Source organism: Microbacterium sp. 05T445, from assembly GCF_056395865.1.
This window is the reverse complement of sequence record NZ_JBFTKJ010000002.1, coordinates 1295340-1319634: the sequence shown is the minus strand read 5'-3', so window position 1 is coordinate 1319634 and position 24295 is coordinate 1295340. Positions and strand designations below refer to the sequence as shown.

The following is a 24295-nucleotide window of genomic DNA, read 5'->3' as shown; positions in this document are numbered from 1 at the left end:
ACCCAGGGGCGGCCGCCGCCCGGGAGAGGAGCCCCGTGGACGCCGAGCCGCACACCGCATCCGTGCCGGAGACCGATCCGGTCGCGTCGATGCTGTCGGTCATCGATCTGAGCGCGTCGGACGCGCGCACCACCGAGGACATCTTCACCGGACGGTCGCAGTCGATGCCGCTGGGGCGGGTGTACGGCGGTCAGGTGCTGGCGCAGTCGATCGTCGCGGCGTCGCGGACGATGCCCGAGGAGCGGGTCGTGCACTCCATGCACGGCTACTTCCTGCGGCCTGGTGACTCGACCAAGGGCATCACGTTCGCCGTCGACCGGATCCACGACGGCCGGTCGTTCTCCACCCGTCGGACGCAGGCGTTCCAGGAGGGCGTCCCGATCTTCTCGATGATCGCGTCGTTCCAGGACGAGGACCCCGGTCTGGATCACCACGCCCCGATGCCCGAGGGCATCCCCGGCCCCGACGAGCAGCCCGACATCGAGGCGCACCTGGACGGTCTGCACCCGATGTCCAAGCGCTTCTTCACCGATCGACCCGTCGACCTCCGCCACATCCCGTCCCCGATCTATGCCGCGGCCGATGAGGACCGACAGCCGAGGCAGGCCGTGTGGATGCGCGTGCGCCGCCCCATCCCCGACGACCCGGGCGTGCACCGCGCCGCGCTCGCCTACCTCAGCGACCTCACCATCCAGGAGTCGATCCTTCGCGCGCACGGCCTGTCGTGGGCGACGCCCGGTCTGAAGGTCGCGAGCCTCGACCACGCGATGTGGTGGCACCGTTTCGGCCGGGTGGACGAGTGGATGCTGTACGTCCAGGAGTCGCCGAGCGCCCGCGGCGGCCGCGGCCTGGCGACCGGGCGGGTCTACGCGGCCGACGGCACGCTGATGGCGAGCGTGGCGCAGGAGATCATGGTCCGCGTGCCTGACGCCGGGACGGCCGCCGGGTGAGTCAGCGCCGGTGGCCGTATGAGATGGGCGCGCCCACGTACGGCTCCCAGGCGTCGCGCTCCTCGGCGGAGAGCCGCAGCGGACGACCGGTCGCGGCATCCACCTTCACGATCACCGTCGTCGCGCGCGCGTAGAGCGTCTGTCCGCTCTCACCGGTCTCGACAGGGCTGTACACCTCGTAGCAGACCTCGATGCTCGAGCCGCCGAGCTTGCCGAACCACATCTGCACGTCGAGCGGATGCCGCTGATACGGCACGGGTGCGAGGTACTCGATCTCCTGTCGCGCGATCAGCGTCAGCATGCCGCTGAAGATGCTCGAGTCGAGGACTGCGGTGGGAGGGGCGTCCTCTCCGGGCTCGGGGACCCAGAACGCCCGGACACGCGCCTCTTCGAGGAGCTTCAGCATCGACGTGTTGTTGACGTGGTTGAACGCGTCGAGATCGCCCCATCGCAGGTGGATGGGGATGTGCAGGCGTSGGGGCGGGCCCGGKGGGCCCGTCCGACGACTCCGTGTTCTCAGTCACGGGTCAGCTTGCGGTAGGCGGTGCGGTGGGGGCGGGCGGCCTCCGCGCCCAGACGCTCGATCTTGTTCGCCTCGTAGGCCTCGAAGTTGCCCTCGAACCAGTACCACTGGTCGGGGTTCTCGTCGGTGCCCTCGTAGGCGAGGATGTGCGTCGCGATGCGGTCGAGGAACCACCGGTCGTGCGTGATGACCACGGCGCATCCAGGGAACTCGAGCAGCGCGTTCTCGAGCGACTGCAGGGTCTCGACGTCGAGGTCGTTGGTGGGCTCGTCGAGGAGGAGCAGGTTGCCGCCCTCCTTGAGGGTCAGCGCGAGGTTCAGGCGGTTGCGCTCACCGCCGGAGAGCACACCCGCCTTCTTCTGCTGGTCGGGACCTTTGAAGCCGAACTTCGACACGTAGGCGCGCGAGGGGATCTCGGTCTTGCCGACGGTGATGATGTCGAGCCCGTCCGAAACGACCTCCCACAGCGTCTTGTTCGGGTCGATGTTCGAGCGCGACTGGTCGACGTAGCTGATCTTGACCGTCTCGCCGATCTTCAGGTCGCCGCCGTCGAGAGGCTCGAGACCGACGATCGTCTTGAACAGCGTGGTCTTTCCGACGCCGTTCGGGCCGATCACGCCGACGATGCCGTTCGGCGGGAGGCTGAAGCTGAGCCCGTCGATGAGCGAGCGGCCGTCGAACCCCTTCTGCAGCTTCTTCGCCTCGATCACGACGCTGCCCAGGCGCGGCCCCGGCGGGATCGTGATCTCCTCGAAGTCGAGCTTGCGCGTGCGGTCCGCCTCGGCTGCCATCTCCTCGTAGCGGGCCAGGCGCGCCTTGGACTTCGCCTGGCGCCCCTTCGCGTTGGAGCGGACCCAATCCAACTCCTCGGCGAGGCGCTTGGCGAGCTTGGCGTCCTTCTTGCCCTGGATGGCGAGACGTTCGGCCTTCTTCTCGAGGTACGTCGAGTAGTTGCCCTCGTAGCCGATGAGCCGGCCGCGGTCGACCTCGGCGATCCACTCCGCGACGTTGTCGAGGAAGTACCGGTCGTGGGTGATCGCGATCACCGCGCCCGCATACTTCTGCAGGTGCTGCTCGAGCCAGAGCACGCTCTCGGCGTCGAGGTGGTTGGTCGGCTCGTCGAGCAGGAGCAGGTCGGGCTTCTGCAGGAGCAGCTTGGTCAGTGCGACGCGGCGCTTCTCACCACCGGAGAGCGGCCCGATCTGGGCGTCGCCGGGCGGGGTGCGCAGCGCGTCCATCGCCTGTTCGAGCTGGGAGTCCAGATCCCAGGCGTCGGCGGCGTCGATCTCCTCCTGGAGGACGCCCATCTCCGCGAGCAGGGCGTCGAAGTCGGCGTCCGGGTCTGCCATCAGACCGGAGATCTCGTTGAAGCGGTCGACCTTCGCCTTGATGGCGATGCCGTCCTGGATGTTCTCGAGAACGGTCTTGCTCTCGTCGAGCTCGGGCTCCTGCATCAGGATGCCGACGGTGAACCCGGGGCTCAGCTTCGCCTCGCCGTTCGACGGGGTGTCGAGCCCGGCCATGATCTTGAGGATCGTCGACTTGCCGGCACCGTTCGGACCGACCATGCCGATCTTCGCGCCCGGGAGGAACGCCATCGTGACGTCATCGAGGATCAGCTTGTCGCCGACGGACTTGCGGGCGCGGACCATCGAGTAGATGTACTCAGCCATGCGGGTTTCTGTTCTCCTCGGAATCGGACGTCAGCGTCCCAGCCTACCGGCCGGGAGTGCGGCGCGAGCCGTGAGCGCCGCCGCGGGTGCCGTCGCCGGCGCTGGTCGACGTCACCAGTCGATCGGGCGCGTGTTCCCCACCAGGCAGGCGCCTTCGGCCAGCCCCGGAACCACCACCGTGACCGGGTCGCCCGTCGCCGGACCGACTTGGCCGATCAGGCACTGGTCGCCCCACCGGACGGCGAACTGGATCGTCTCGGCGGGGTTGCCGACCGTCGACTGGTCGTTGGTCACCTGCATGGCGGCCTTGTCGAAGCCCGCTGCCACCAGGGCGTCGATATAGGCGCGACCCGACAGCCGGGCGTCGGTCGCCCAGACTCCAGCCGTCACGGCGGCGAACAGCGGCAGGTTGTCGGCCGCGGTGCCTTCCGGCACGAGCGCAGGCGGTGCCGGGGCCGTGGCGGTGGGCGTGGCGACGGGCGTCCCGGAGGCGGTCACCGTCGCAGAGGGCGTCGGGCTCGCGGACGGGATCCCGGGAGTGCAGGCGGTGAGCGCCAGCGCCGCGGCGAGGATCGCCGCAGCGGAGCCCGCGGACGTCCGACCTCGCCGACGGCTCACGCAGGGGACGCGGGTCGGCAGGTCTCGGCTCACAGAGGAGAGTGTACGGCCGCCCTCCGCCCTCCCGGGGAACCCTGGATCGCGTCAGAACGGTGTCTCCTCGGTCACGACGGTGAGCACCGGCCGGTCGCCCGCTCCCGCCGGAGCGCCCACCAGCTCGGCTTCCCGGCCCGGTCCAGACTCGTCGGACGCGAGGCCGGGCGCGGCCCACGTGTCATCGGCGTCGACGCTCGTCACCGAGACATCGTCAGCCTCCGGCCGCGATCCCGTGTCCTTCACGAAGGTCGACGTCCCCCACAGCAGGTCGTGACCGATGGCGTCGGCGTCGATCTCGACGGCCGTGCCACGGCGGGTGCCGTTGTCCCACTCGCGCAGCCGCAGCAGACCCGTGAGGATCACCCGATCCCCCTTGTTGAGAGAACGGAAGGCGTGATCGGCCAGCGCACGGAACACCGAGACGGTGTACCAGTTGGTGCCGGCATCCGTCCACGCCCCTGTCGCGCGGTCGAAGCGTCGCAGGTCTCGGGCGACGCGGAAGGTCGTGATCGCCACCCCGCCCGTCGTCCGCTTGAACTCGGGCTCGGTGGCCACGTTCCCCGTGATCGTGATCCGGTCGCCGTTGTCGCTCATGATTCCTCCTTCTCTCCGGGGACCCTCCCCGATCCGCCGGCGCCCCGTGCCCGAGGACGCCGGCGGTGGGTCCAGCGTCGTCGCCCGGGCCGGCGTCCGGCGCGGTCGACTCGAGATCTGGGGATCGCCTGTCAGCAGCGCGTGCCGGGGAGGAATCGCGAAGCGCACGGATGTCGGAGGTCGCACATATCTTCGATACACAGGAGGTCGCCATGTCTCTCATCATCGAATCTCGCACGCATGCCACCCCACCCACGCTCCGCTCGTCCGTGCGCCTCAAGGAGGCGGCGCCTGCGCTCTGGCGCGTCCTGGACAGGAGCGGTCGCGTGATCGGACACGTGCAGCAGGTCGCCGAGCCGGGAGGCATCCGCTTCCGGGCGCGCCGCTACCATCCCGGCTCGCATGCCTTCCGCGACCTGGGCGATTTCTGGAACGCCGACGACGCGATCGACTGCCTGCGCTTCACACGATGACGGGCGATCCCGGCGGGGCCGGTCACGTCACCACGGGGCACCGGGTCAGACGACGGCGCTGGCCTGCTCGACCAGCGACGACGGCGCCCCCGCGCGAACAGCCGCCCATGCGTCGGCGAGCACGCCGGCCGCGCGGACCATCTCCTCCGGCGGCGACGTGAACGGCACCCGCAGGTGGCGCTCGTGACCACCCTCCACCGAGAACCTGGGACCGGCCGACAGGAGCACGCCTCGGGAACGCGCCTCCATCACGAGCGCGGAACTCAGCGGCGCGTCCAGCTCGATCCACAGCGAGACGCCGCCGCGGACGTCGGGGACGCCCCACGACGGCAGCGCCGGGCGCAGCGCCTCGACCACCGCATCTCGACCCGACCGCAGCAGCTGCGACCGCTGCTCGACGATGTCGTCGAAGTGTTCGAGCAGCCGCGTCGCGATCGCCTGCTCGAACTCGGGCGTTCCGAGGTCATGCGCCGGACGCGCGGCCACGAGGCGACGGATGAGGTCCCCGTCGGCTCGCACCCACCCGATCCGCAGCCCGCCCCAGACCGTCTTGCCGAGCGACCCGAGTCGGACGACGGTGCCGGGTTCGCTCGTCTCGAATCCCGGTGCGAGCGGCCCGCGATCGATGTCGAGATCGGCGGTCGTCTCGTCGAGGACGATCACCGACCCCGACCGCTCCCCCGCCGTCAGCAGCGACTCCCGCTCGAACGCGTTCATGCTGCAGCCGGTCGGGTTCTGGAAGTCGGGCATGAGGTATGCCATGACCGGCAGCGTGCGCGCGAACGCCTGCTCGGCGCGATCGATGTCCCAGCCGGCATCGGTCACCACCGGGATCCCCACCAGACGGGCACCCGCACGCCGGAGCGCATCCGCGGCGTGGGGGTAGGTCGGGGTTTCGACGAGCACTCGGTCGCCGCGGCCGATGAGCACCGACGAGACGAGGTGGATCGCGCTCTGCGCACCCGTGGTGACCAGGACCTCGGCAGGCGTCGTCGGGATCCCGCGCTCGGTGTACCGCCGTGCGATCGCTTCTCGCAGCTCGATGCGCCCGAGCACGTCGTACCCGACGCGCGAGACCAGCGACGAGGCGTTCGCGCCGACATCGGCCATGATCCCCGCCAGACCCGGCCAGGCCGGCGGGCTGGCCTGCTGCAGATCGATCATGCCGTCGACGGCCAGGACGCGGCCGGGCTCGCGCCGCCCGAGCGGGAGCGTCACGCTGCCGGACCCCCGCAGGCTGGCGATGTGCCCGGTCCCGCGCAGGCTCCGGTAGGCGGCGGCCACGGTGCTGCGGCTGACGTGCAGGGCCGTGGCGAGCTCCCGTTCGGCGGGCAGGGCAGTGCGTGGAGCGAGGCGGTTGTCGAGGCACAGCAGGCGGATGCCGTCGGCCAGTGCTTCGTAGGCGGGTTCGCGCGTGCGCCACCCGCCGAGGGAGGTGGCCAGGGCACGCGCCGAGACGCGGGAGTCCATGGCAGCCAGACTAGTCGCATTGGACTGGTCGCCACGGGCCAATTCTGCGATTGGATGTAGTCATGCCTCGTCGTGTCACTCAGTTGCTCGTCGGACTCTTCCTCTACGGCGCCGGTTGCGCCCTGACGGTGGAGGCCGGACTCGGCGTCGATCCGTGGACGGTCTTCGCCCAAGGACTCTCGGTGCGCACCGGCGTCGGCATCGGATGGATCACGAACATCGTCGGGTTCTTCGTCCTGCTGCTGTGGATCCCGCTGCGCCAGAAGCCGGGCATCGGAACGGTCGCCAACATCCTGCTGGTCGGCACCAGCATGCAGATCGTCCTCGGGATCGTGCCGCCGATCACCGGACTGGTCGCGCAGTTCGCCACACTGCTGGGCGGCATCCTCGTGGTCGCTGTGGCGTCAGGGCTCTACATCGGCGCGCGGTTCGGCCCCGGCCCCCGCGACGGGCTCATGACGGGCATGAACGCGCGGCTGGGCTGGCCGATCTGGCTGTGCCGCGCGCTCGTGGAGGTGACGGTTCTCCTCGTCGGCTGGGCGCTCGGAGGCACGGTGGGAATCGGCACGGTGCTGTTCGCGGTCCTCATCGGCCCGCTCGTCCACCTGGCTCTTCCCCTGCTCGACACCCGCCGCGAGGCTGCGCCCGCCGCCGCGGAGCGCTCCTCCTGATCCGTTCCGCGCCGGGCGTCAGTGCTCGCGGAAGCTGGGCCAGTCGCTCCCCGGCGCCATCCGGGAGTGCAGTGCGCTCTTGGCGATCTCCATCGACGGATACGTGCCCGCGGAACCGTCCGCACCGGCCATCGTGACCGTGTAGCCGTCGTCGTCCTTGCGGATGCTCCCGGCGACGCCGGACGCGCCGTACGCGACCCAGAGCGGGTGGTGCGTGTCCGTGGTGCTCATGGCGAACTCCTCTCGATGCTTCCGACCCGACGCTACGCCGCGCCGCGCCCGAGTACCAGGTCCGCGTCGGCATGGCGCGACCCGGTAGTGTGGATACACCCTTCCCTCCGTAGCTCAGGGGACAGAGCGAGCGGTTTCTACCCGCCAGGTCGGGGGTTCGAATCCTCCCGGAGGGGCGACGGGAACGGCGTGGGAGCCGGAGCCTGCGTCCAGGCCCGTGGGATGTCTGGACCACTGACAAGGATGGAGCACATGGTGGGTGCATCCGAGAACGACCGGCTGGTCTGGATCGACTGCGAGATGACGGGTCTCGACCTCGGTGTCGACGAACTCGTCGAGATCGCGGTGGTCGTGACGGACTTCGAGCTCCGACCGCTCGACCCCGGTTTCGCCGTGGTGATCAAACCCGACGACTCGGCCATGGCGAACATGAACGAGTTCGTGACGAACATGCACCGCACGTCGGGGCTGCTCGACGCGATCCCTCACGGGATCACGGTCGCCGATGCCGAGTTCCAGGTGCTCGAGTACATCCAGCGGTTCGTCCCGCTGGAGGGCCGGGCGCCGCTGGCGGGCAACACCATCGGCACCGACCGTATGTTCCTCGCCAAGTACATGCCGCGCGTCGACCGGTGGCTGCACTACCGCAACGTCGATGTGTCCAGCATCAAGGAGCTCTCCCGGCGCTGGTACCCGCGCGCCTACATCCACGCGCCGGCGAAAGACGGCGGTCACCGTGCGCTCGCGGACATCCTCGAATCCATCCGCGAGCTGGCCTACTACCGCCAGGCGGTCTTCGTCCCCGAGCCCGGGCCGACGAGTGACGGCGCGCGTGCGGCCGCTGCCGCCGTCGTGTCGTCGTTTGCTCCTGAGGTGTGAGAGAATCGTCTGGTTGCCCGCGCGAGCGGGAGACATGGTGGGTATAGCTCAGTTGGTAGAGCACCTGGTTGTGGTCCAGGGGGTCGCGGGTTCAAGTCCCGTTACTCACCCCAATCCGGTCGAATGGGGCGCGAGTATCGCGCCCCATTCGCGTAGGAGCGAGGCATCATGATGGAGATGGATGCCGCGCGCTTCGAACAGCTCGTGATCGACGAGCTCGACACCCTCCCCGACGACATGGTGGAAGGGCTCGACAACGTCGTCTTCGTCGTCGAGGACCGTCCGGAGGACGGCAGCCTCGACCTGCTGGGCCTGTACGACGGCTGGGCTCTGACGGAGCGAGAGCGGTACGGTGTCGGCGAGCTTCCCGATCGGATCATCGTGTACCGCGAGCCGCATCTGGCGGTGTGCGATGACGAGGACGAGCTCCGGGACGAGGTGCACACCACGTTGGTGCACGAGATCGCGCACTTCTACGGCATCGACGACGAGCGCCTCCACGAGCTGGGATGGGCCTGATGACTCCGCTGGTCACACCAGACGTCGACGAGAACGTCGACCTCGCGTCCGAGACCGATCCCGGCCGCACCTGGCAGACGGTGGTCTGGGACGATCCGGTGAACCTGATGAGCTACGTCACGCATGTGTTCCGGGAGTACTTCGGGATGCCGCGAGCCCGCGCCGAGCAGCTCATGCTGGCCGTGCACAACGAGGGCCACGCCGTCGTCTCGGAGGGTGCCCGCGAGCACATGGAGCTCCACGCGCACGCGATGCACGACTACGGCCTGTGGGCGACGGTCCGGCAGGCACCTCGATGAGCGACCGCACGATCGTGATGGAGCTGGCCCGCCTGGAGGCAGCCCACCTGGCAGGTCTCGTGGGTCAGTTCGCCGATCTGCTGCGCGAGTCGACGCCCGACGACGGCGACCCGGCCATCGCCCGCCTCTCGCCGGACGCGTACCCCGATGACGACGCCGCGACGCGCGAGTTCCGCGCGCTGACGCAGCCCGACCTCCTCGATCGCCGCGCCGCCGACGCTGAGGTCGTGCTCGCGTCGCTGCACGATGCCGCCCAGATCCCGGACGATCCCGACGACCCGGCTTTGCTCGAACAGGTCGAGATCCGCCTCGACCCCGACGCCGCGCGGGCTTGGCTGCGCACACTCTCGGCGATCCGTCTCGTCCTGGCCACCCGACTGGGCGTGAACGGCCCGGAGGACCACGAAGCCGGCGATCCTCGTTTCGGTGTCTACGAGTGGATCGCGTACCGCCTGGATGGTCTCGTCGCGGCGATCGACCGCGAAGACTGATCGCCCGACGTCACGGCACGGCGAACAGATGCGTCGCGTGGCGCACCGGATCGTCCCGCTCGATGTGACGCTGCTCCTGCCGCGCCCACCGGTCCCAGTACGGCCGGTACGCGTCGCCGTCGCGATCCAGGGCCCTGCGCTTGCGCGAGGCCGCCGGGGACTCGAGCCACACCCGCACGTCGCCGAGCTTGGCCGTCGCGGGGGTCAGGAGCCCGGATCCTTCCACGATGAGCGGCAGCGACGGGTCGACCGCGTGCGCCTCCGCCGGCATCCCCGCGGTCCAGTCCCATCTCTCCCATACGCCGATCATCCCGCGCGCGTGCGGGACGAGGATCGATGTGCGCGCCAGCTCGACCCCCTCGTCCAGACCGTCCCAGCCCGGATAGATCGAGTCGAGGGCCACCAGCTGCACACGGCCGCGCTGCGGCCAGGCGGTGACCAGCGCGCGGGCGAACGACGTCTTGCCCGCACCGCTGCGCCCGTCGACGAGCACGACAGGATTGGATGCCGCGACCGCGCCGATCGCGGTGATCACACGGCCGACGGCGGCGGCGAGCGAGGATCCGACCGGGTCGGCGCTACTTCTTGAGGGTGCGGATGACACGGCTGAGCGCGCGGCCGGCGAAGAAGACGAACGGAACCGCGACGGCGATGAGCGCGATGATGTTGGGCTCGAACCGCAGGTCGTCTCCGCGACGGACGTAGGCCCCGACGGGGATCGCCCAGCCGCCTCCGCCTCCGCCGCCGTTGCCGGCCTCGTCCGAACCGCCGCCGAACCCCGACCACGTCAGCGCGACCGGGATGAGGCGGACGCCGTCGACGTCCTGCTGCTCGCCGTAGGCGCTCTTCACGCCGAAGGACGCGGACTGCTTGCCGAGCTCGAGTGCGATGTTGGGCATGCGTCAACGCTAGCGGCCCGAGCGGGCTCGGCACAGCGCGATCGCGCGACCGTGCCGGCGCTCACCCCTGATCCAGGCGCGGCGCGGGCGGGCTCGTCGGCGGTGCTCCGCCGCCACGCGGGTTCAGCAGCGTGGCGCGGGTGACCGCCCCTCGCCCGAATCGCGCCGTCGCGCCGTCCAGTGCGTCCTCGACGCGACGCCACCCCTCGTCGTCGTCCCACAGCGTGGCCACCGCAGAACCCGCCTCCCGGAGCCGTTCGGCGCGGACCCCGATGAGACGCACCGGGAGCATGCGGTCGACCGATGCGAACAGCTCGTGGGCGGCATCCCCGATGCGCTGACCCACCGCGGTGGGTTCGGGCAGCGTCTGCGAGCGGGAGATCGTGGTGAAGTCCGCGAAGCGCACCTTGATCGCGATCGTCGAGGCCTCCCACCCGTTGCTGCGCAGGCGCGCCCCGACGCGATCGGCGAGGCGGCGCAGCTCCGAACGCAGCACCACGGTGTCGGCGATGTCCTCGTGGAAGGTCTCTTCGTGCCCCACGCTCTTCTCGACGCGCCGGGTGTCGACCTCACGCGCATCGATGCCGCGGGCGAGATGCCAGACGCGGTCGCCCATCGCGGCGCCCAGGGCACGCTCGAGCACCTCGCGCGGCGCATCGAGCACGTCTGCGATGGTGCGGATGCCGCGTCCTTCCAGCGCCTCGGATGCCTTGGGACCGACACCCCACAGCGCACGCACGGAGCGTGGAGCGAGGAACGCCGCCGTGTCTGCTTCGGCGACGATGAGCAGACCGTCGGGCTTGCTCAGCGTGGAAGCCATCTTCGCGACGTGCTTGGTGGCGGCGACGCCCACGCTGCAGTGCAGTCCGGTCTCGTCCAGCACCCGACGCCGGAGCATGCGGGCGATCTCGCCGGGACTCCCCCACAGTCGGCGGGCGCCGCGCACGTCGAGGAACGCCTCGTCGATGGACAGCGGCTCGACCAGCGGCGTGACGTCGCGGAAGATCCGCATGACCTGCGCCGACATCTCGAGATACCGCTCGAAGTGGGGGGTCACCACGATCGCCGTGGGGCACAGCCGGAGCGCCTGACCGACCGGCATCGCCGAGCGCACGCCGAACCGGCGTGCCTCGTACGACGCGCTGGAGACCACCGACCTGCTCTCGGGCGCACCGATGATGATCGGCTTGCCCCGCAGGGACGGGTCGTCGAGCTGCTCGACGGACGCGTAGAAGGCATCCATGTCGACATGCAGGATGCCGGTCCCGGAGTCGTCCGCGCCCTCCGGTGAGACGATCCGGCCCGTACCGTCGCCACGCCCCATGTGTTCGATCCTCTCAGGTGTCACCGACATGCGAGAGGGCGGATCCCCCCCAGGGGATCCGCCCTCTCGGCGCGTCGACGACGGCGCCGGATCAGGCTCCGGCCGCTCCGGCGCGCTCGAGGATCAGCTCGCGCACGCGGGCGGCATCCGCCTGCCCCTTCATCGCCTTCATGACGGCGCCGATGACGGCGCCGGCGGCCTGCACCTTGCCGTCGCGGATCTTCTCGAGCACGTCGGGCTGCGAGGCGAGCGCCTCGTCGATCGCGGCGATCAGCGCGCCGTCGTCCGAGACGACGGCAAGCCCGCGGGCGTCCACGACCTGCTGCGGAGTGCCTTCACCCGCGATGACGCCCTCCAGCACCTGGCGGGCGAGCTTGTCGGTGAGGGTGCCGGCGTCCACGAGCGCCTGCAGCGCGGCCACATCGGCGGGCGTCGCCAGCTCCGAGGCCTCGCGCTCCTGCGCGTTGGCGATGCGCGTCAGCTCGCCCGTCCACCACTTGCGGGCGGCGGCGGGCGACGCGCCGGCGGCGATGGTCGCCTCCACCTCGGCGAGCAGCCCGCCGTTGACGACGTCCTGGAACTCGAGGTCGGTGAATCCCCAGTCCGCCTTCAGACGACGGCGGCGGGCGGCGGGCGGCTCGGGAAGGGCCGCGCGCAGCTGCTCGATCAGCTCGAGCGCCGGCTCGACCGGCAGCAGGTCGGGCTCCGGGAAGTAGCGGTAGTCGTCGGCGTCCGACTTCGGGCGGCCGGGCGAGGTGGTGCCGGTGTCCTCGTGCCAGTGGCGCGTCTCCTGCGTGATCGTGCCGCCGTCGGCGAGGATCGCCGCCTGCCGCTGGATCTCGTATCGGACCGCACGCTCGACCGAGCGCATCGAATTGACGTTCTTGGTCTCGGTGCGCGTGCCGAGCTTCTCCTGGCCGCGCGGGCGCAGCGACACGTTTGCGTCGCAGCGGAGGTTGCCGCGCTCCATGCGCGCCTCCGAGATGCCCAGAGCGATCACGATGTCGCGGATCGTGGCGACGTACGCCTTGGCGATCTCGGGAGCGCGATGCTCGGCGCCGAAGATCGGCTTGGTGACGATCTCGACCAGCGGTACGCCGGCGCGGTTGTAGTCGACCAGCGAGTACTCCGCGCCCTGGATGCGGCCGGTCGAGCCGCCGACGTGCGTGAGCTTGCCGGCATCCTCTTCCATGTGCGCGCGCTCGATCGGCACGGTCACGATCTCGCCGTCGGCGAGCTCGATGTCGACCGACCCCTCGAACGCGATCGGCTCGTCGTACTGCGAGATCTGGTAGTTCTTGCCGAGGTCGGGGTAGAAGTAGTTCTTCCGCGCGAATCGGCTCGACGGCGCGATCGAGCAGCCGAGCGCCAGGCCCAGGCTGATCGAGTAGCGGACGGCGGTCTCGTTGACCACCGGCAGCGCGCCGGGCAGCCCCATGTCGACCGGGGCGACGAGGGTGTTGGGCTCGGCGCCGTGGTTCGCGGAGTTCGCGGGGTTGGCCGCGGCCGAGAACATCTTGGTCTCGGTGTTGAGCTCGACGTGGACCTCGAATCCGAGCACCGGCTCGAAGAGCTCGAGGGCCTTGTCGAAGTCCATCAGCTTGTCCTTCGCCATCAGCGGGCACCTCCGTTCGCGCCGAGCGCCGGCGCCCTGTCGAGGAGCGGCGCGCCCCACGAATCGACCAGCAGCGACTCCAGCGCGGCACCGACGCGGTACAGGCGGGCGTCCTCGTGGGCGGGGGCGAGGAACTGGATGCCGACAGGCAGGCCGTCCTCCGCCGCCAGGCCCGACGGGATCGAGATGCCGGGTACGCCTGCGAGGTTCGCCGGGATCGTGGTGACGTCGTTGAGGTACATCTGCAGCGGGTCGTCGATCTTCTCGCCCAGCTTGAACGCGGTGGTCGGCGCCGACGGCGTCGCGATGACGTCGACCTGCGCGAACGCCTCGGAGAAGTCGCGCTGGATCAGCGTGCGCACCTTCTGCGCCGAGCCGTAGTACGCGTCGTAGTAGCCGGCCGACAGCGCGTACGTGCCGAGGATGATGCGGCGCTTGACCTCGTCGCCGAAGCCGGCGTCGCGGGTGCGGGCCATGACGTCCTCGACGGTGCCTCCGGGCACGTCCACGCGCAGGCCGAAGCGCACCGAGTCGAACTTGGCGAGGTTGCTGGATGCCTCCGCCGGAAGGATCAGGTAGTACGCGGCGACGCCGTACTCGAAGTGCGGCGCGCTGATCTCGACGATCTCGGCGCCCTGCGCCTCCATCGCTGCCAGCGCCGCGCGGAACGACTCCGACACGCCGGCCTGGAAGCCGCTGTCGGGGAGCTCGCGGATGACGCCGACCTTCAGTCCCTTCAGCACCTCACCGGTGGCGCCCTCGCGCGCTGCGGCGGCGAACGACGGCCATGCGTGTGCGAGCGAGGTCGAGTCGTGGGGGTCGTGGCCGCCGATGACATCGTGCAGGAGGCCCGCGTCGAGCACCGTGCGGGTCACGGGGCCGACCTGGTCGAGGCTCGATGCCAGCGCGATGGCGCCGTACCGGCTCACGCCGCCGTACGTCGGCTTGACGCCGACCGTGCCGGTGACGTGCGCAGGCTGACGGATCGAGCCGCCGGTGTCGGAGCCGAGCGCCAGCGGCGCCTCGAACGCCGCTACGGCCGCGGCCGAGCCGCCGCCGGAGCCGCCGGGGATGCGGTCCAGGTCCCACGGGTTGCGGGTCGGGCCGTACGCGGAGTGCTCCGTCGACGAGCCCATCGCGAACTCGTCCATGTTCGTCTTGCCCAGGGGCACGAGGCCCGCCGCGCGCGAGCGGGCGACGACTGTCGCGTCGTACGGCGACATGTAGCCCTCGAGGATCCGCGAGCCGCTGGTGGACGGCATGTCCGTCGTCACCAGCACGTCCTTGATTGCCAGCGGCACACCGGCGAGCGGGCCGAGGTCCTCGCCGTCGGCGCGACGGCGGTCGATGTCGGCGGCCACGGCGAGCGCGTGCTCGTTCACGTGGAGGAAGGCGTGGATGTCGGCATCCACCGCCGCGATGCGGTCGAGGTGCGCCTGCGTCGCCTCGACACTGGACACCTCGCCGGCGGCGAGCTTGTCGGCGAGCGCGGCAGCGCTCAGCTTCGTGAGATCGGTCACGTGCGAGCCCCTTACTGCTCTTCGCCGAGGATCGCTGTCACGCGGAAACGGCCGTCCGCGGCATCCGGTGCATTCTGGAGCACCTGCGCGAGGGTCAGCTGGTCGCCGACCTCGTCCGGGCGGAACACGTTCTGCAGCGCGATCGGGTGGCTCGTCGCGGGAACGTCGGGCGTGGCGACCGCAGAGACCTTCGCGATGTTGTCGACGATGACGTCGAGCTGACCGGTCAGTCGCTCGACCTCCTCGTCGCTCAGCTGGATCCTGGCGAGCACACCGAGATGGCGCACGAGATCGGGGGTGATTTCAGACACCCCCCAAGTGTAGTCAAGCCCGCCGCGCGGTCTGCGGGCGCGGGCCGGAGGCGAGCGGTCCGCGGGCGGAAGCCTCCCCCGGCGTAGGCTGTCGCCGTGACGACCTACGACCCGCCGCGCCCGTGGACCGCCAGCTACGCCGACGGCGTCCCGGAGGACCTGGCGCCCGTGACCGGCTCGCTCGTCGACATCGTCGACGCGTCCGCACGGGACTATCCGGATGCCGCGGCCCTGCAGTTCTTCGGACGCGAGACGTCGTACCGGTCGCTGCACGAGCAGATCGAACGGGCCGCAGCGGGTCTGCGCGACCTCGGCGTGAAAGCCGGCGACCCGGTCGCGATCGTCCTCCCGAACTGTCCGCAGCACATCGTCGCGTTCTACGCGATCCTGCGACTGGGCGCAGTCGTCATCGAGCACAACCCGCTGTACACGCCGCGCGAGCTGCGCAAGCAGTTCGAGGACCACGGCGCCAAGCACGCGATCGTGTGGACCAAGGTCGTGCAGACCGTGCAGGAGTTCCCGTCCGACCTCGCGGTGACCAACCTGATCTCGGCCGATGTGATCAAGGCGATGCCGTTCGGCACGCGTCTGGCGCTGAAGCTCCCGATCGCCAAGGCGCGCGAGGCTCGGGAGGCCCTGGCCACGCGCGTGACGGGCACCGTGCCGTGGGAGCAGGTGGTGGCGAGCACCCCGCTGCCGGCATCCCATCCGCGCCCGCGCACCGACGACCTCGCCCTGATCCAGTACACGAGCGGCACCACCGGAACGCCGAAGGGCGCCGCCCTGACGCACCGCAACCTGCTCTCCAACGCCGCCCAGGCGCGCGCATGGGTGCCCTCGATCGTGCGCGGCGACGGCTGCGTCGTTTACGCCGTGCTCCCGATGTTCCACGCCTACGGGCTCACCCTGTGCCTCACGTTCGCGATGTCGATGGGCGCCCGCCTGGTGCTCTTCCCGCGCTTCGACCCCGACATGGTGCTCGAGGTGACCAAGAAGCACCCCGCGACCTTCCTGCCGCTGGTGCCGCCCATCGCCGACCGCCTCCTCAAGGCCGCACGCGAGAAGGGCGTCTCGCTCGCGGGGACCGAGGTCGCCATCTCCGGGGCGATGGCCCTGCCGCACGAGCTCGTGGTGCCGTTCGAGGAGGCCTCCGGCGGCTACCTCGTCGAGGGCTACGGATTGAGCGAGTGCTCGCCGGTGCTCATGGCCAACCCCGTGGCCGACAACCGCGTGCCCGGCACCGTCGGGCTTCCCCTTCCCGGCACCGAATGCCGCGTCGTCGACCCCGACGACCCGACGCAGGACGTGCCGGCCGGGGAGCGCGGCGAGCTCGTGGTGCGCGGTCCGCAGGTTTTCGGCGGCTACTACGGCAAGCCGGAGGAGACCGAGGCCGTCTTCACCGACGGCTGGTTCCGCACCGGCGACATCGTGACCATCGACGAGGCGGGCTTCGTGCGCATCGTCGACCGCATCAAGGAGCTCATCATCACCGGCGGCTTCAATGTCGCCCCGACCGAGGTCGAGAACGCGCTGCGCCAGCATCCACAGGTCGAGGACGCGGCGGTCGTTGGCCTGCCGAGCGAGCACTCCGGCGAGGAGGTGGTGGCGGCGATCGTGGTCGCCCCCGGTCAGGACATCGACGTCGAGGCGGTCCGCGAGTTCGCGCGCAGCATCCTGACGCCGTACAAGGTGCCCCGCCGCGTCTACGTCGTCGACGAGCTGCCCAAGTCGCTGATCGGCAAGGTGCTGCGCCGCCAGGTGCGCGACCGGCTGCTCACCCTCAACGCGGGGACCTGACGGCTCAGCCGGCGAGCCCGCCCCGGGCCACCGCCATCCGATACGGGTGCAGCGTGGCGAGGAACACCCCCGCGGCGATCGCCGGGTCGGCGTTCATGATCTCGCGGGCTCGTTCCTCGTCGTCGGCTTCGTAGATCGCGATGCCGAAGGAATCCTCCTCCTGAGTGCGACCTGCCAGGATCAGGATGCCGAGATCGCGCAGCGCGACGAGGTAGGCGAAGTGCTCGCCGACGGTGCGCGTCTCCTCGGGCGTCGCGTGGAGGACCATCTCCGGGCGCGAGGGCACGATGCGGTAGAGCCATTGCGACATGCCGCCATCCTCCCAGCCTCGACATGCGAATGCACCGGGGGCGTCGGAGGCCGGGCGATCGGCCTTCTCAGCCGGCGTCGGGCACGAGTGCGTCGAGGGCGTCCGGCCCCTGGGTGACGAGGATGTGGAACTGCGCGGCGTCGAGGATGCGGATGCCGAGTTCCTCGGCCTTCGCCAGCTTGGACCCCGCTCCGGGGCCGGCGGCGACGAAGTCGGTCTTCTTCGAGACGCTGGAGGCCGCCTTGCCGCCTGCCTTGATGATCGCCTCCTGCGCCCCCTCGCGGCTGTAGCCGTCGAGGGAGCCCGTGGCTACGACGGTGAACCCGTCGAGGACGCCCCCGGCGGTGACGGCGGCGCCGGGCCCGGGATGCCCCGGGGTCGCCAGCTGCGCTCCGGCGTCGGTCCAGCGCTGCACGATCTCGCGGTGCCAGTCGACGTCGAACCAGTCCAGGAGCGAGTCCGCGATGATGCCGCCGACCCCTTCCACATCGGCGAGCTCGTCGCGGGACGCGGCGCGGATCGCGTCCACCGAGCCGAACCACTGCGCGAGCGCACGGGCGGCGACGGGGCCGACGTGGCGGATGTTCAGCGCGACGAGGAACCGCCACAGCTCCTTCGTCTTCGCGAGCTCGAGCTGGTCGATGAGCGTGAGGGCCTGAGCCGACGGCTGCGGCCCTTCGATCCCGGCCTTCTTCTCGGTCGGCGTGGGATTGCGCCGGAACGGCGCGCGCCGCACCACCTCGCCGGTCTTCTCGTCGATCCGCGGCTCACCGGTCTCGGCGTCGCGGACGACGACCTCGATCGGCACGAGCTGCTCGACGGTGAGGTCGAACAGCGCCGCCTCGGTCTGCAGCGGCGGCACGTCGGGCACCGACGGCTGGGTCAGCGCGGCGGCGGTGACCTCGCCGAGCGCCTCGATGTCCAGCGCTCCGCGCGAGCCGATGTGCTCGACGCGACCGCGCACCTGCGCCGGGCACGCGCGGGTGTTCGGGCATCGCAGGTCGATGTCGCCCTCCTTCGCCGGCGCCAGCGGCGAGCCGCACTCGGGGCAGTCCGCCGGCATCACGAACTCGCGCTCGGTGCCATCGCGCAGCTCGACGACCGGGCCGAGGATCTCGGGGATCACATCGCCGGCCTTGCGCAGCACCACGGTGTCGCCGATCAGGACGCCCTTCGCGCGCACGACGTCCTGGTTGTGCAGCGTCGCCTGCCGCACCACCGACCCGGCGACGCGCGCCGGTGCCATCACCGCGAAGGGCGTGGCGCGTCCGGTGCGCCCGACCGACACCACGATGTCGAGCAGCTTGGTGTTCACCTGCTCGGGCGGGTACTTGTAGGCGATCGCCCAGCGCGGTGCACGGCTGGTCGCGCCGAGCTCGTCGTGCAGGGCGAGCTCGTCGACCTTGACCACGACGCCGTCGATCTCGTGCTCGACGTCGTGGCGGTGCTCGCCGTAATGGGCGACGAAGTCGAGGACGCCGTCGATGTCGTCGGCGGTGCGGAAGTACGGGCTCGTCGGCAGCCCCCACTCCGCGAGGAGGCCGTACGTCTCGCTCTGCGAATCGACCGGCGGCCGGCTCCACGCTCCGATCCCGTGGACGAACAGCCGCAGCGAGTCCAGGCGCGCCTGGCCGGCCTCGCGTTCCAGTCCGTCCTTCTTGTCGAGCTGCTGGCGCAATCCGCCCGAGGCCGCGTTGCGCGGGTTCGCGAAAGAGGGGAAGCGTCGCTCCGCGCTCACGCGCGCCTTCGCCTCGTCGAACACCCGGCTGCGGGCACGGGTCTCCTCCACTGCGCGGTCACGCATGTCGGCCTGCAGCGCGTTGAGCTTCTCGAAGGCCGCGACCGGGATGAACACCTCGCCGCGCACCTCGACCAGATCGGGATGCCCGCTCCCGGCCAGCCGCTGCGGGATGCCCGCCACCCGCACCGCGTTCACCGTGACGTCTTCGCCGGTGCGCCCGTCGCCCCGCGTGGCCGCCGAGGTCAGCACGCCGCGCTCGTACCGCAGGCTGATCGCGAGGCCGTCGATCTTGAGCTCGGTGAGCCAGCGGACTCTGCGGCCCGCCGCCGTCTCGGTCTTGACGCACCAGTCGCGCAGCTCGTCGAGGCTGAACACGTTGTCGAGGCTCAGCATGCGCTCCGCGTGCTCGACCGGTGCGAACATCGAGCTCTCGGCCGCACCGACCGTCAGCGTCGGGGAGTCCTGGCCCTGCAGCTCGGGGTGCAGCCGCTCCAGCTCTTCGAGCCGGTGCATCCAGCCGTCGTACGTCGCATCGTCGACCAGCTCGGCGTCGCGGCCGTAGTAGGCGTCGCGCGCGTCCAGGATGCGCTCGGTCAGCTCCTGGGCCTCCGCACGGGAAGCCTCCAGTCCGGCGTCGGCGGGAAGGGCCGGCCCCTCGTCGAGCGAACCGGGAGCTGGCGTACCGAGGTCATCCGTCACCCCGCCAGTCTAGGAGCGGGCTCCGACAGTGCCGAGGCCCTGCGCGGCCGTGGCGCGGCAGGGTGGCGGCATCCGCTCGCCCGTCAGGCGTCGACGGGGACGGCCGACACGGTGCGGTCGATCGTGAACTGCCCGATGACGCGGGTTCCGTCGTAGAGGACCGCCGTCTGCCCGGGGGCGACGCCGTCGAACGGGGTTACGGGGACGACCGTGAGGGTGCCCTCGGCGAGGGTCGCAATCGCCGGCACGGGGTCGGCATGCGCCCGGATCTGCACGTGGCAGGCGAACTCCCCCGGCGCCTGGGCGCGCCCCGCCCACGAGTACCGCTCCCCCGCGATCTCCGCCGTGGCGAGTGCCTCCTTGGGCCCCACGACGACCGTGTTCGACACCGGTCGCACCTCCAGCACGAAGCGGGGCTTGCCGTCAGGGGCGGGCACGCCGAGCTGCAGCCCGCGGCGCTGGCCCACGGTGAAGGCGTGCGCGCCCTCATGCGTGCCCACGACCGCGCCGGCGCGGTCGACGATGTCGCCCTGCTCGGCGCCGACCTTGTCGGCGAGCCACCCGCGCGTGTCGCCGTCGGGGATGAAGCAGATGTCGTGACTGTCGGGCTTGTGGGCCACCGTCAGACCGCGCTCCTCCGCCTCGGCCCGGACGAGCGCCTTCGACGGCGTCGCTCCGAGCGGGAAGTAGGTGTGCGCGAGCTGCTGCGCATCGAGCACGCCGAGCACGTACGACTGGTCCTTCGCGGCATCCGACGCGCGGTGCAGCTCGAGGCCCTCGGGGCCGTCCACGAGCGTGGCGTAGTGCCCGGTGCAGACCGCGTCGAATCCGAGCTCCAGCGCGCGCTCCAGGAGCGCGGCGAACTTGATCTTCTCGTTGCAGCGCATGCACGGGTTGGGTGTGCGCCCGGCACGGTACTCGGCGACGAAATCATCGATGACGTCGTCGCGGAACCGCTCCGAGAAGTCCCAGACATAGAACGGGATGCCGAGCCGGTCGGCCGCGCGGCGGGCATCCATCGCGTCTTCGATCGTGCAGCAGCCACGACTGCCGGTACGCAGCGTCCCACCGGCGCGGGAGAGCGCCAGATGCACGCCGACGACGTCGTGTCCCGCCTCGACGGCCCGCGCGGCCGCGACGGCGGAATCGACTCCACCACTCATGGCCGCAAGGATCCGCATGAGACCAGTCTACGAACCCGCACCTGACCGGGACCCGGATGCCGCCCTCGCACGCTCGACGGACTCCGGCAGCACCGCGAGCACGGCGTCGACGTCGGCGTCCGTGGTGGTGCGGCCCAGCGTGAACCGCAGCACCTGGCGGGCCTCGGCATCCGTCCGCCCCATCGCACGGACGACGTGCGAGGGCTCGGGCACGCCGGCCTGGCACGCGGACCCGGTCGACACCGCGATCCCGGCCATGTCGAGGAGGAACAGCAGCGTCTCGCCGGACGCGCCCGGGAACAGCAGGTGGGCGTTGCCCGGCACGCGATCGACGGGGTCGCCGAGCAGCTGCGCGCCCGAGACGGAGGAACGGATGCCTCCCACGAGCCGCTCGCGCAGCCCCGCGAGCCGAGCGGCCTCCGCCTCGCGCTCACCCGCCGCGAGCTCGGCGGCGACGGCGAACGCTGCCGCGCCGGGGACGTCCTGCGTGCCCGCGCGGAGCCGCCGCTGCTGGCCGCCGCCGTGCAGCAGCGCGGTCAGCTCCGCGCCGCGGGCGACCACGAGCGCCCCCACGCCTGCGGGGCCGCCGATCTTGTGCGCCGACAGGCTCATCGCCGCCAGTCCCGTGCGTCCCCGCGCATCCCCGCGCCAGCCGCGGAACGTCACCGGCACATGGCCGAACGCCGCGACGGCGTCCAGGTGCAGCGGGACGCCCGCCCCGGCGGCCGCGCCGGCGAGTCCCGGAGCGTCGTTGACGGTGCCGGTCTCGTTGTTGGCCACGAGCGCCGTGGCGAGGGCGGCGCCCGGCAGGGCCGCGGCGAACCGGTCCGTACGGATCCGGGCGGCGGCGTCGATCCCGACGTGCCGCAGTCGCGCGCCCTGACCCTCGAGCCACTCGACGGCGTCGAGCGTGGCGTGGTGCTCGCCGTCCGGGAGGACCACCGCATCGGCCTCGTCCGCGCGGGCCCACCACAGGCCCTTGACCGCGAGGTTCACCGCCTCGGTGCCGCCGGATGTGAACACGATCTCGATCGGATCGGCGTCGACCACGGCGGCAAGCCGCTCCCGGGCCTCCTCCAGCACACGACGCGCCTGCTGACCCGCACCGTGGATCGAGGACGCGTTGCCGACGGTCTCCGCCGCGGCGAGCCACGCCTCGCGAGCCTCGGGGCGCAGCGGCGTGGTCGCGGCGTGGTCGAGGTAGACGCTCACCGGGCCCCCTTCGCGATCGACGTGCACCGGGTGCGACCCGGTATCCGAGCCGCCGGCATCCGGTCCCGTAACCTGCCCGACTCGGACCATGGTTATCGTAGTCCGCATGGTCAGCCCGAACCCTGTCGTCGTGCAGCCCGCCCGAGGCCTGCTCGGCTCCGAGCTGGACGGGATGGGTGTGGTGCTCCTGCCCGACGGCGGACGCCTGCGGGTGTGGTCGGGCGCCGCCGACGCGGTGGACCTCGTGGTCTTCGACGACACCGACCTCGACTGGATCACGGCCACGCAACCGCTGGCGCCCGTCGGCGACGGCGTGTGGGAGATCACGACCCCGCTGCTGCGACCGGGGACGCGCTACGCCGTCCGGGTGGACGGCCCTCCCGGCCCCGGCAACACGTTCAACCCCGGCACGCTGCTGCTCGACCCGTACGCGCGCGGGCTCGTGCGCACCGGATTCGACGGCTGGCGGTCGGCGGTCGTCGACAGCACGTTCGACTGGGCCGGTGTCGCCAAGCCCGCTGTCCCGTGGGACCGCACAGTGCTCTACGAGGGCCATCTCAAAGGCTTGTCGAAGCGGCATCCCGATGTCCCCGGGGCGCTGCGCGGCACCTACGCGGGTCTCGCGCACCCTGCCATGGTGCAGCACCTCCTCGACCTGGGCGTGACGAGCATCGAACTGCTCCCGGTGCACGCCTTCGCGACCGAGCCGCGGCTGCTCCAGCACCGGCTGACCAACTACTGGGGCTACAACTCCGTCGGCTTCTTCGCCCCGCACGCCCCGTACGCGACCGAGGAGTCCCGTCGCGAGGGCCCCGATGCGGTGCTGCGCGAGTTCAAGGGCATGGTGAAGGGCCTCCACGAGGCGGGCCTCGAGGTGATCCTCGACGTGGTCTACAACCACACGTCCGAGGAGGGCATCGGCGGTCCTCGCTCGAGCCTGCGCGGCATCGACAACCGCGCCTACTACCGGCAGCAGGAGGACGGCGCGTACATCGACGTGACCGGCTGCGGCAATTCCCTGGACACGTCGACGGATGCCGCCGCCCGCCTGGTGCTGGACTCGCTGCGGTACTGGGCGAACGACGTGCAGGTGGACGGCTTCCGCTTCGACCTGGCGGCGACGCTCGGTCGGGATGCGGCGCACAACTTCACGCCCGACCACCCGCTGCTGCGCGCCATCGTCGACGACCCGGCGCTGGAGGGCGTCAAGAAGATCGCCGAACCGTGGGACGTCGGCATGGGCGGTTGGCAGACCGGCAACTTCGGCGAGGGCTGGAGCGAGTGGAACGACCGCTACCGCGACCGCGTCCGCAACTTCTGGCTGAGCGACGTCGACTACGCCCGGCGCGCATCGACCTCACCTGTCGGCATCGGCGGGTTCGCGACGCGGCTCGCCGGGTCAGCCAACACGTTCAGCGACGAGCGCGGGCCGCTCGCGGGGGTCAACTTCGTCACCGCGCACGATGGGTTCACCCTCCGCGACCTCGTCTCGTACGACGTCAAGCACAACCACGGCAACGGGGAGCAGAACCGCGACGGCGCCGACACCAACCGGTCGTTCAACCACGGCGCGGAGGGACCGACGGAGGACGAGGGCATCCTCGCGACGCGCCGCAAGGCGATGCGCAACCTGCTGGGGACGCTGTTGCTGTCGGCCGGCGTGCCGATGCTGACGGCCGGCGACGAGTTCGCCCGGACGCAGCGCGGCAACAACAACGCGTACTGCCACGACTCCGCCCTCACGTGGCTCTCGTGGGAGCACGCCCCCTGGCAGCGGGACGTCCACGCCCACGTGCGCCACCTGCTGCGGCTGCGCCGCGAGAACCCGGCGCTGCGCCCGCGTCGGTTCGCCCGCCTCGGCGAGCACACGCCGTCCGCCTCCGTCATGGAGTGGTACGACGAGCACGGCGAGACGATGTCGATCGAGCGGTGGACCGATCCGTCCCACCGCACGCTGCAGTACGTCGCCGCGTCGACGCCGGAGTTCGAGGAGTTCAACCGCGTGCTGCTGATGGTGCACGGCACCGAGCGGGCGACGCAGGTGACACTGCCCGACATCGACGGGGTGAGCCGCTACGTCTCGCTGTGGTCGAGCGCCGACGAGGTCCCTGCGGAGGCCCGCTTCGTCGCCCGCCCCGGTGATGTCGTGGCCCTGCCCGGCACCTCGATGCACCTGTTCCGTGCCGAATAGCCGCCGAGGGTGGCCCGGCCCGGTCACGTCGCTGTCGCGGTCGTCGGCCGCGCGATAGGTTCGACTCGTGGTCACGTCGACGCGCT

At 71.0% G+C, this 24295-nt stretch carries 25 protein-coding genes and 2 tRNA genes; 11 read left to right on the top strand and 16 right to left on the bottom strand.

The features are described 5' to 3' along the window. The first annotated feature begins 89 nt into the window (after positions 1-89). Positions 90-950 carry an acyl-CoA thioesterase gene (locus AC1DDU_RS15715; RefSeq protein WP_477436863.1) on the top strand — a complete coding sequence of 287 codons (861 nt, stop codon included), beginning with the start codon at positions 90-92 and terminating at the stop codon, positions 948-950. Position 951: 1 nt separating this feature from the next. Here the strand turns inward: AC1DDU_RS15715 and AC1DDU_RS15710 are convergent, their stop codons facing one another. From AC1DDU_RS15710 to AC1DDU_RS15695, 4 genes are all read right to left on the bottom strand, one after another. Continuing rightward, entirely contained in the window at positions 952-1356 is a 405-nt protein-coding gene (locus AC1DDU_RS15710) for an acyl-CoA thioesterase (RefSeq protein WP_477435695.1), read from the bottom strand. Between the two features lie 110 nt (positions 1357-1466). Continuing rightward, the gene (gene ettA / locus AC1DDU_RS15705; protein ID WP_477435693.1) at positions 1467-3146 is read right to left on the bottom strand and encodes an energy-dependent translational throttle protein EttA; all 1680 of its coding nucleotides are present in this window, start codon (positions 3144-3146) and stop codon (positions 1467-1469) included. 111 nt (positions 3147-3257) lie between these two features. Beyond that, the gene (locus AC1DDU_RS15700) at positions 3258-3797 is read right to left on the bottom strand and encodes a DUF6993 domain-containing protein (protein ID WP_477435691.1); all 540 of its coding nucleotides are present in this window, start codon (positions 3795-3797) and stop codon (positions 3258-3260) included. 51 nt (positions 3798-3848) lie between these two features. Next, positions 3849-4394, bottom strand: coding sequence for a single-stranded DNA-binding protein (locus AC1DDU_RS15695; protein ID WP_477435689.1), 546 nt, complete (start codon positions 4392-4394; stop codon positions 3849-3851). A gap of 170 nt (positions 4395-4564) precedes the next feature. Between AC1DDU_RS15695 and AC1DDU_RS15690 the strand changes: the two genes are divergently transcribed. Beyond that, positions 4565-4867: a hypothetical protein gene (locus tag AC1DDU_RS15690; RefSeq protein ID WP_477435687.1), complete on the top strand. Its 303-nt coding sequence runs from the start codon at positions 4565-4567 to the stop codon at positions 4865-4867. Between the two features lie 45 nt (positions 4868-4912). On the opposite strand, the gene yczR is transcribed toward AC1DDU_RS15690, so the two are convergent. Beyond that, positions 4913-6337 carry a MocR-like transcription factor YczR gene (gene yczR, locus AC1DDU_RS15685; RefSeq protein ID WP_477435685.1) on the bottom strand — a complete coding sequence of 475 codons (1425 nt, stop codon included), beginning with the start codon at positions 6335-6337 and terminating at the stop codon, positions 4913-4915. A gap of 62 nt (positions 6338-6399) precedes the next feature. On the opposite strand from yczR, the gene yczE reads away from it, so the two are divergent. After that, positions 6400-7008, top strand: a complete 609-nt coding sequence (gene yczE, locus AC1DDU_RS15680) for a membrane protein YczE (RefSeq protein ID WP_477435683.1) — start codon at positions 6400-6402, stop codon at positions 7006-7008. A gap of 18 nt (positions 7009-7026) precedes the next feature. Here yczE and AC1DDU_RS15675 read toward each other — a convergent pair whose 3' ends face one another. Further along, positions 7027-7239: a methyltransferase gene (locus AC1DDU_RS15675; protein WP_477435681.1), complete on the bottom strand. Its 213-nt coding sequence runs from the start codon at positions 7237-7239 to the stop codon at positions 7027-7029. Between the two features lie 103 nt (positions 7240-7342). On the opposite strand from AC1DDU_RS15675, the gene AC1DDU_RS15670 reads away from it, so the two are divergent. The 6 genes from AC1DDU_RS15670 (at position 7343) to AC1DDU_RS15645 (ending at position 9427) form a co-directional block, all read left to right on the top strand. Continuing rightward, positions 7343-7415: transfer RNA gene (locus AC1DDU_RS15670), tRNA-Arg, on the top strand. 76 nt (positions 7416-7491) lie between these two features. Next, on the top strand, positions 7492-8118 hold the full coding sequence (gene orn / locus AC1DDU_RS15665) for an oligoribonuclease (protein WP_477435679.1): 627 nt from the start codon (positions 7492-7494) through the stop codon (positions 8116-8118). 37 nt (positions 8119-8155) lie between these two features. After that, a tRNA-His gene (locus tag AC1DDU_RS15660) sits at positions 8156-8231 on the top strand. Positions 8232-8289: 58 nt separating this feature from the next. After that, positions 8290-8637, top strand: a complete 348-nt coding sequence (locus AC1DDU_RS15655) for a metallopeptidase family protein (RefSeq protein ID WP_477436862.1) — start codon at positions 8290-8292, stop codon at positions 8635-8637. Then, the gene (clpS, locus tag AC1DDU_RS15650) at positions 8628-8936 is read left to right on the top strand and encodes an ATP-dependent Clp protease adapter ClpS (RefSeq protein WP_477435677.1); all 309 of its coding nucleotides are present in this window, start codon (positions 8628-8630) and stop codon (positions 8934-8936) included. The genes AC1DDU_RS15655 and clpS overlap by 10 nt, the downstream gene beginning before the upstream one ends. Next, complete coding sequence (locus tag AC1DDU_RS15645; RefSeq protein WP_477435675.1) at positions 8933-9427, top strand: DUF2017 family protein; 495 nt, start codon at positions 8933-8935, stop codon at positions 9425-9427. Before clpS ends, AC1DDU_RS15645 begins: the two co-directional genes overlap by 4 nt. A gap of 10 nt (positions 9428-9437) precedes the next feature. Here AC1DDU_RS15645 and AC1DDU_RS15640 read toward each other — a convergent pair whose 3' ends face one another. From AC1DDU_RS15640 to gatC, 6 genes are all read right to left on the bottom strand, one after another. Further along, positions 9438-10031 carry a nucleoside/nucleotide kinase family protein gene (locus AC1DDU_RS15640; RefSeq protein WP_477435673.1) on the bottom strand — a complete coding sequence of 198 codons (594 nt, stop codon included), beginning with the start codon at positions 10029-10031 and terminating at the stop codon, positions 9438-9440. Beyond that, a complete protein-coding gene (locus tag AC1DDU_RS15635; RefSeq protein ID WP_477435671.1) occupies positions 10006-10326 on the bottom strand; it encodes a hypothetical protein in 321 nt (106 codons plus the stop codon). The genes AC1DDU_RS15640 and AC1DDU_RS15635 overlap by 26 nt, the downstream gene beginning before the upstream one ends. Before the next feature lie 61 nt (positions 10327-10387). After that, positions 10388-11650 carry a DNA polymerase IV gene (locus AC1DDU_RS15630; protein ID WP_477435669.1) on the bottom strand — a complete coding sequence of 421 codons (1263 nt, stop codon included), beginning with the start codon at positions 11648-11650 and terminating at the stop codon, positions 10388-10390. Positions 11651-11741: 91 nt separating this feature from the next. After that, positions 11742-13265: an Asp-tRNA(Asn)/Glu-tRNA(Gln) amidotransferase subunit GatB gene (gatB, locus tag AC1DDU_RS15625; RefSeq protein ID WP_477435667.1), complete on the bottom strand. Its 1524-nt coding sequence runs from the start codon at positions 13263-13265 to the stop codon at positions 11742-11744. Beyond that, positions 13265-14785 carry an Asp-tRNA(Asn)/Glu-tRNA(Gln) amidotransferase subunit GatA gene (gene gatA / locus AC1DDU_RS15620; protein ID WP_477435666.1) on the bottom strand — a complete coding sequence of 507 codons (1521 nt, stop codon included), beginning with the start codon at positions 14783-14785 and terminating at the stop codon, positions 13265-13267. Before gatA ends, gatB begins: the two co-directional genes overlap by 1 nt. A gap of 11 nt (positions 14786-14796) precedes the next feature. Next, a complete protein-coding gene (gene gatC, locus AC1DDU_RS15615; RefSeq protein ID WP_477435664.1) occupies positions 14797-15096 on the bottom strand; it encodes an Asp-tRNA(Asn)/Glu-tRNA(Gln) amidotransferase subunit GatC in 300 nt (99 codons plus the stop codon). Between the two features lie 96 nt (positions 15097-15192). Between gatC and AC1DDU_RS15610 the strand changes: the two genes are divergently transcribed. After that, positions 15193-16893, top strand: coding sequence for a long-chain-fatty-acid--CoA ligase (locus AC1DDU_RS15610; protein WP_477435662.1), 1701 nt, complete (start codon positions 15193-15195; stop codon positions 16891-16893). Positions 16894-16897: 4 nt separating this feature from the next. Here AC1DDU_RS15610 and AC1DDU_RS15605 read toward each other — a convergent pair whose 3' ends face one another. The 4 genes from AC1DDU_RS15605 to AC1DDU_RS15590 all read right to left on the bottom strand — a co-directional run bounded on the left by AC1DDU_RS15605 (position 16898) and on the right by AC1DDU_RS15590 (position 22018). After that, a complete protein-coding gene (locus tag AC1DDU_RS15605; protein WP_477435660.1) occupies positions 16898-17203 on the bottom strand; it encodes a YciI family protein in 306 nt (101 codons plus the stop codon). Between the two features lie 67 nt (positions 17204-17270). After that, positions 17271-19541, bottom strand: a complete 2271-nt coding sequence (gene ligA / locus AC1DDU_RS15600; RefSeq protein WP_477436860.1) for an NAD-dependent DNA ligase LigA — start codon at positions 19539-19541, stop codon at positions 17271-17273. 185 nt (positions 19542-19726) lie between these two features. Then, on the bottom strand, positions 19727-20824 hold the full coding sequence (mnmA, locus tag AC1DDU_RS15595; protein ID WP_477435658.1) for a tRNA 2-thiouridine(34) synthase MnmA: 1098 nt from the start codon (positions 20822-20824) through the stop codon (positions 19727-19729). Between the two features lie 9 nt (positions 20825-20833). Then, complete coding sequence (locus tag AC1DDU_RS15590) at positions 20834-22018, bottom strand: cysteine desulfurase family protein (protein ID WP_477435656.1); 1185 nt, start codon at positions 22016-22018, stop codon at positions 20834-20836. A gap of 106 nt (positions 22019-22124) precedes the next feature. Here AC1DDU_RS15590 and glgX point away from each other — a divergent pair, with 106 nt between their 5' ends. Then, positions 22125-24209: a glycogen debranching protein GlgX gene (gene glgX, locus AC1DDU_RS15585; RefSeq protein ID WP_477435654.1), complete on the top strand. Its 2085-nt coding sequence runs from the start codon at positions 22125-22127 to the stop codon at positions 24207-24209. The last annotated feature ends 86 nt before the right edge of the window (positions 24210-24295 follow it).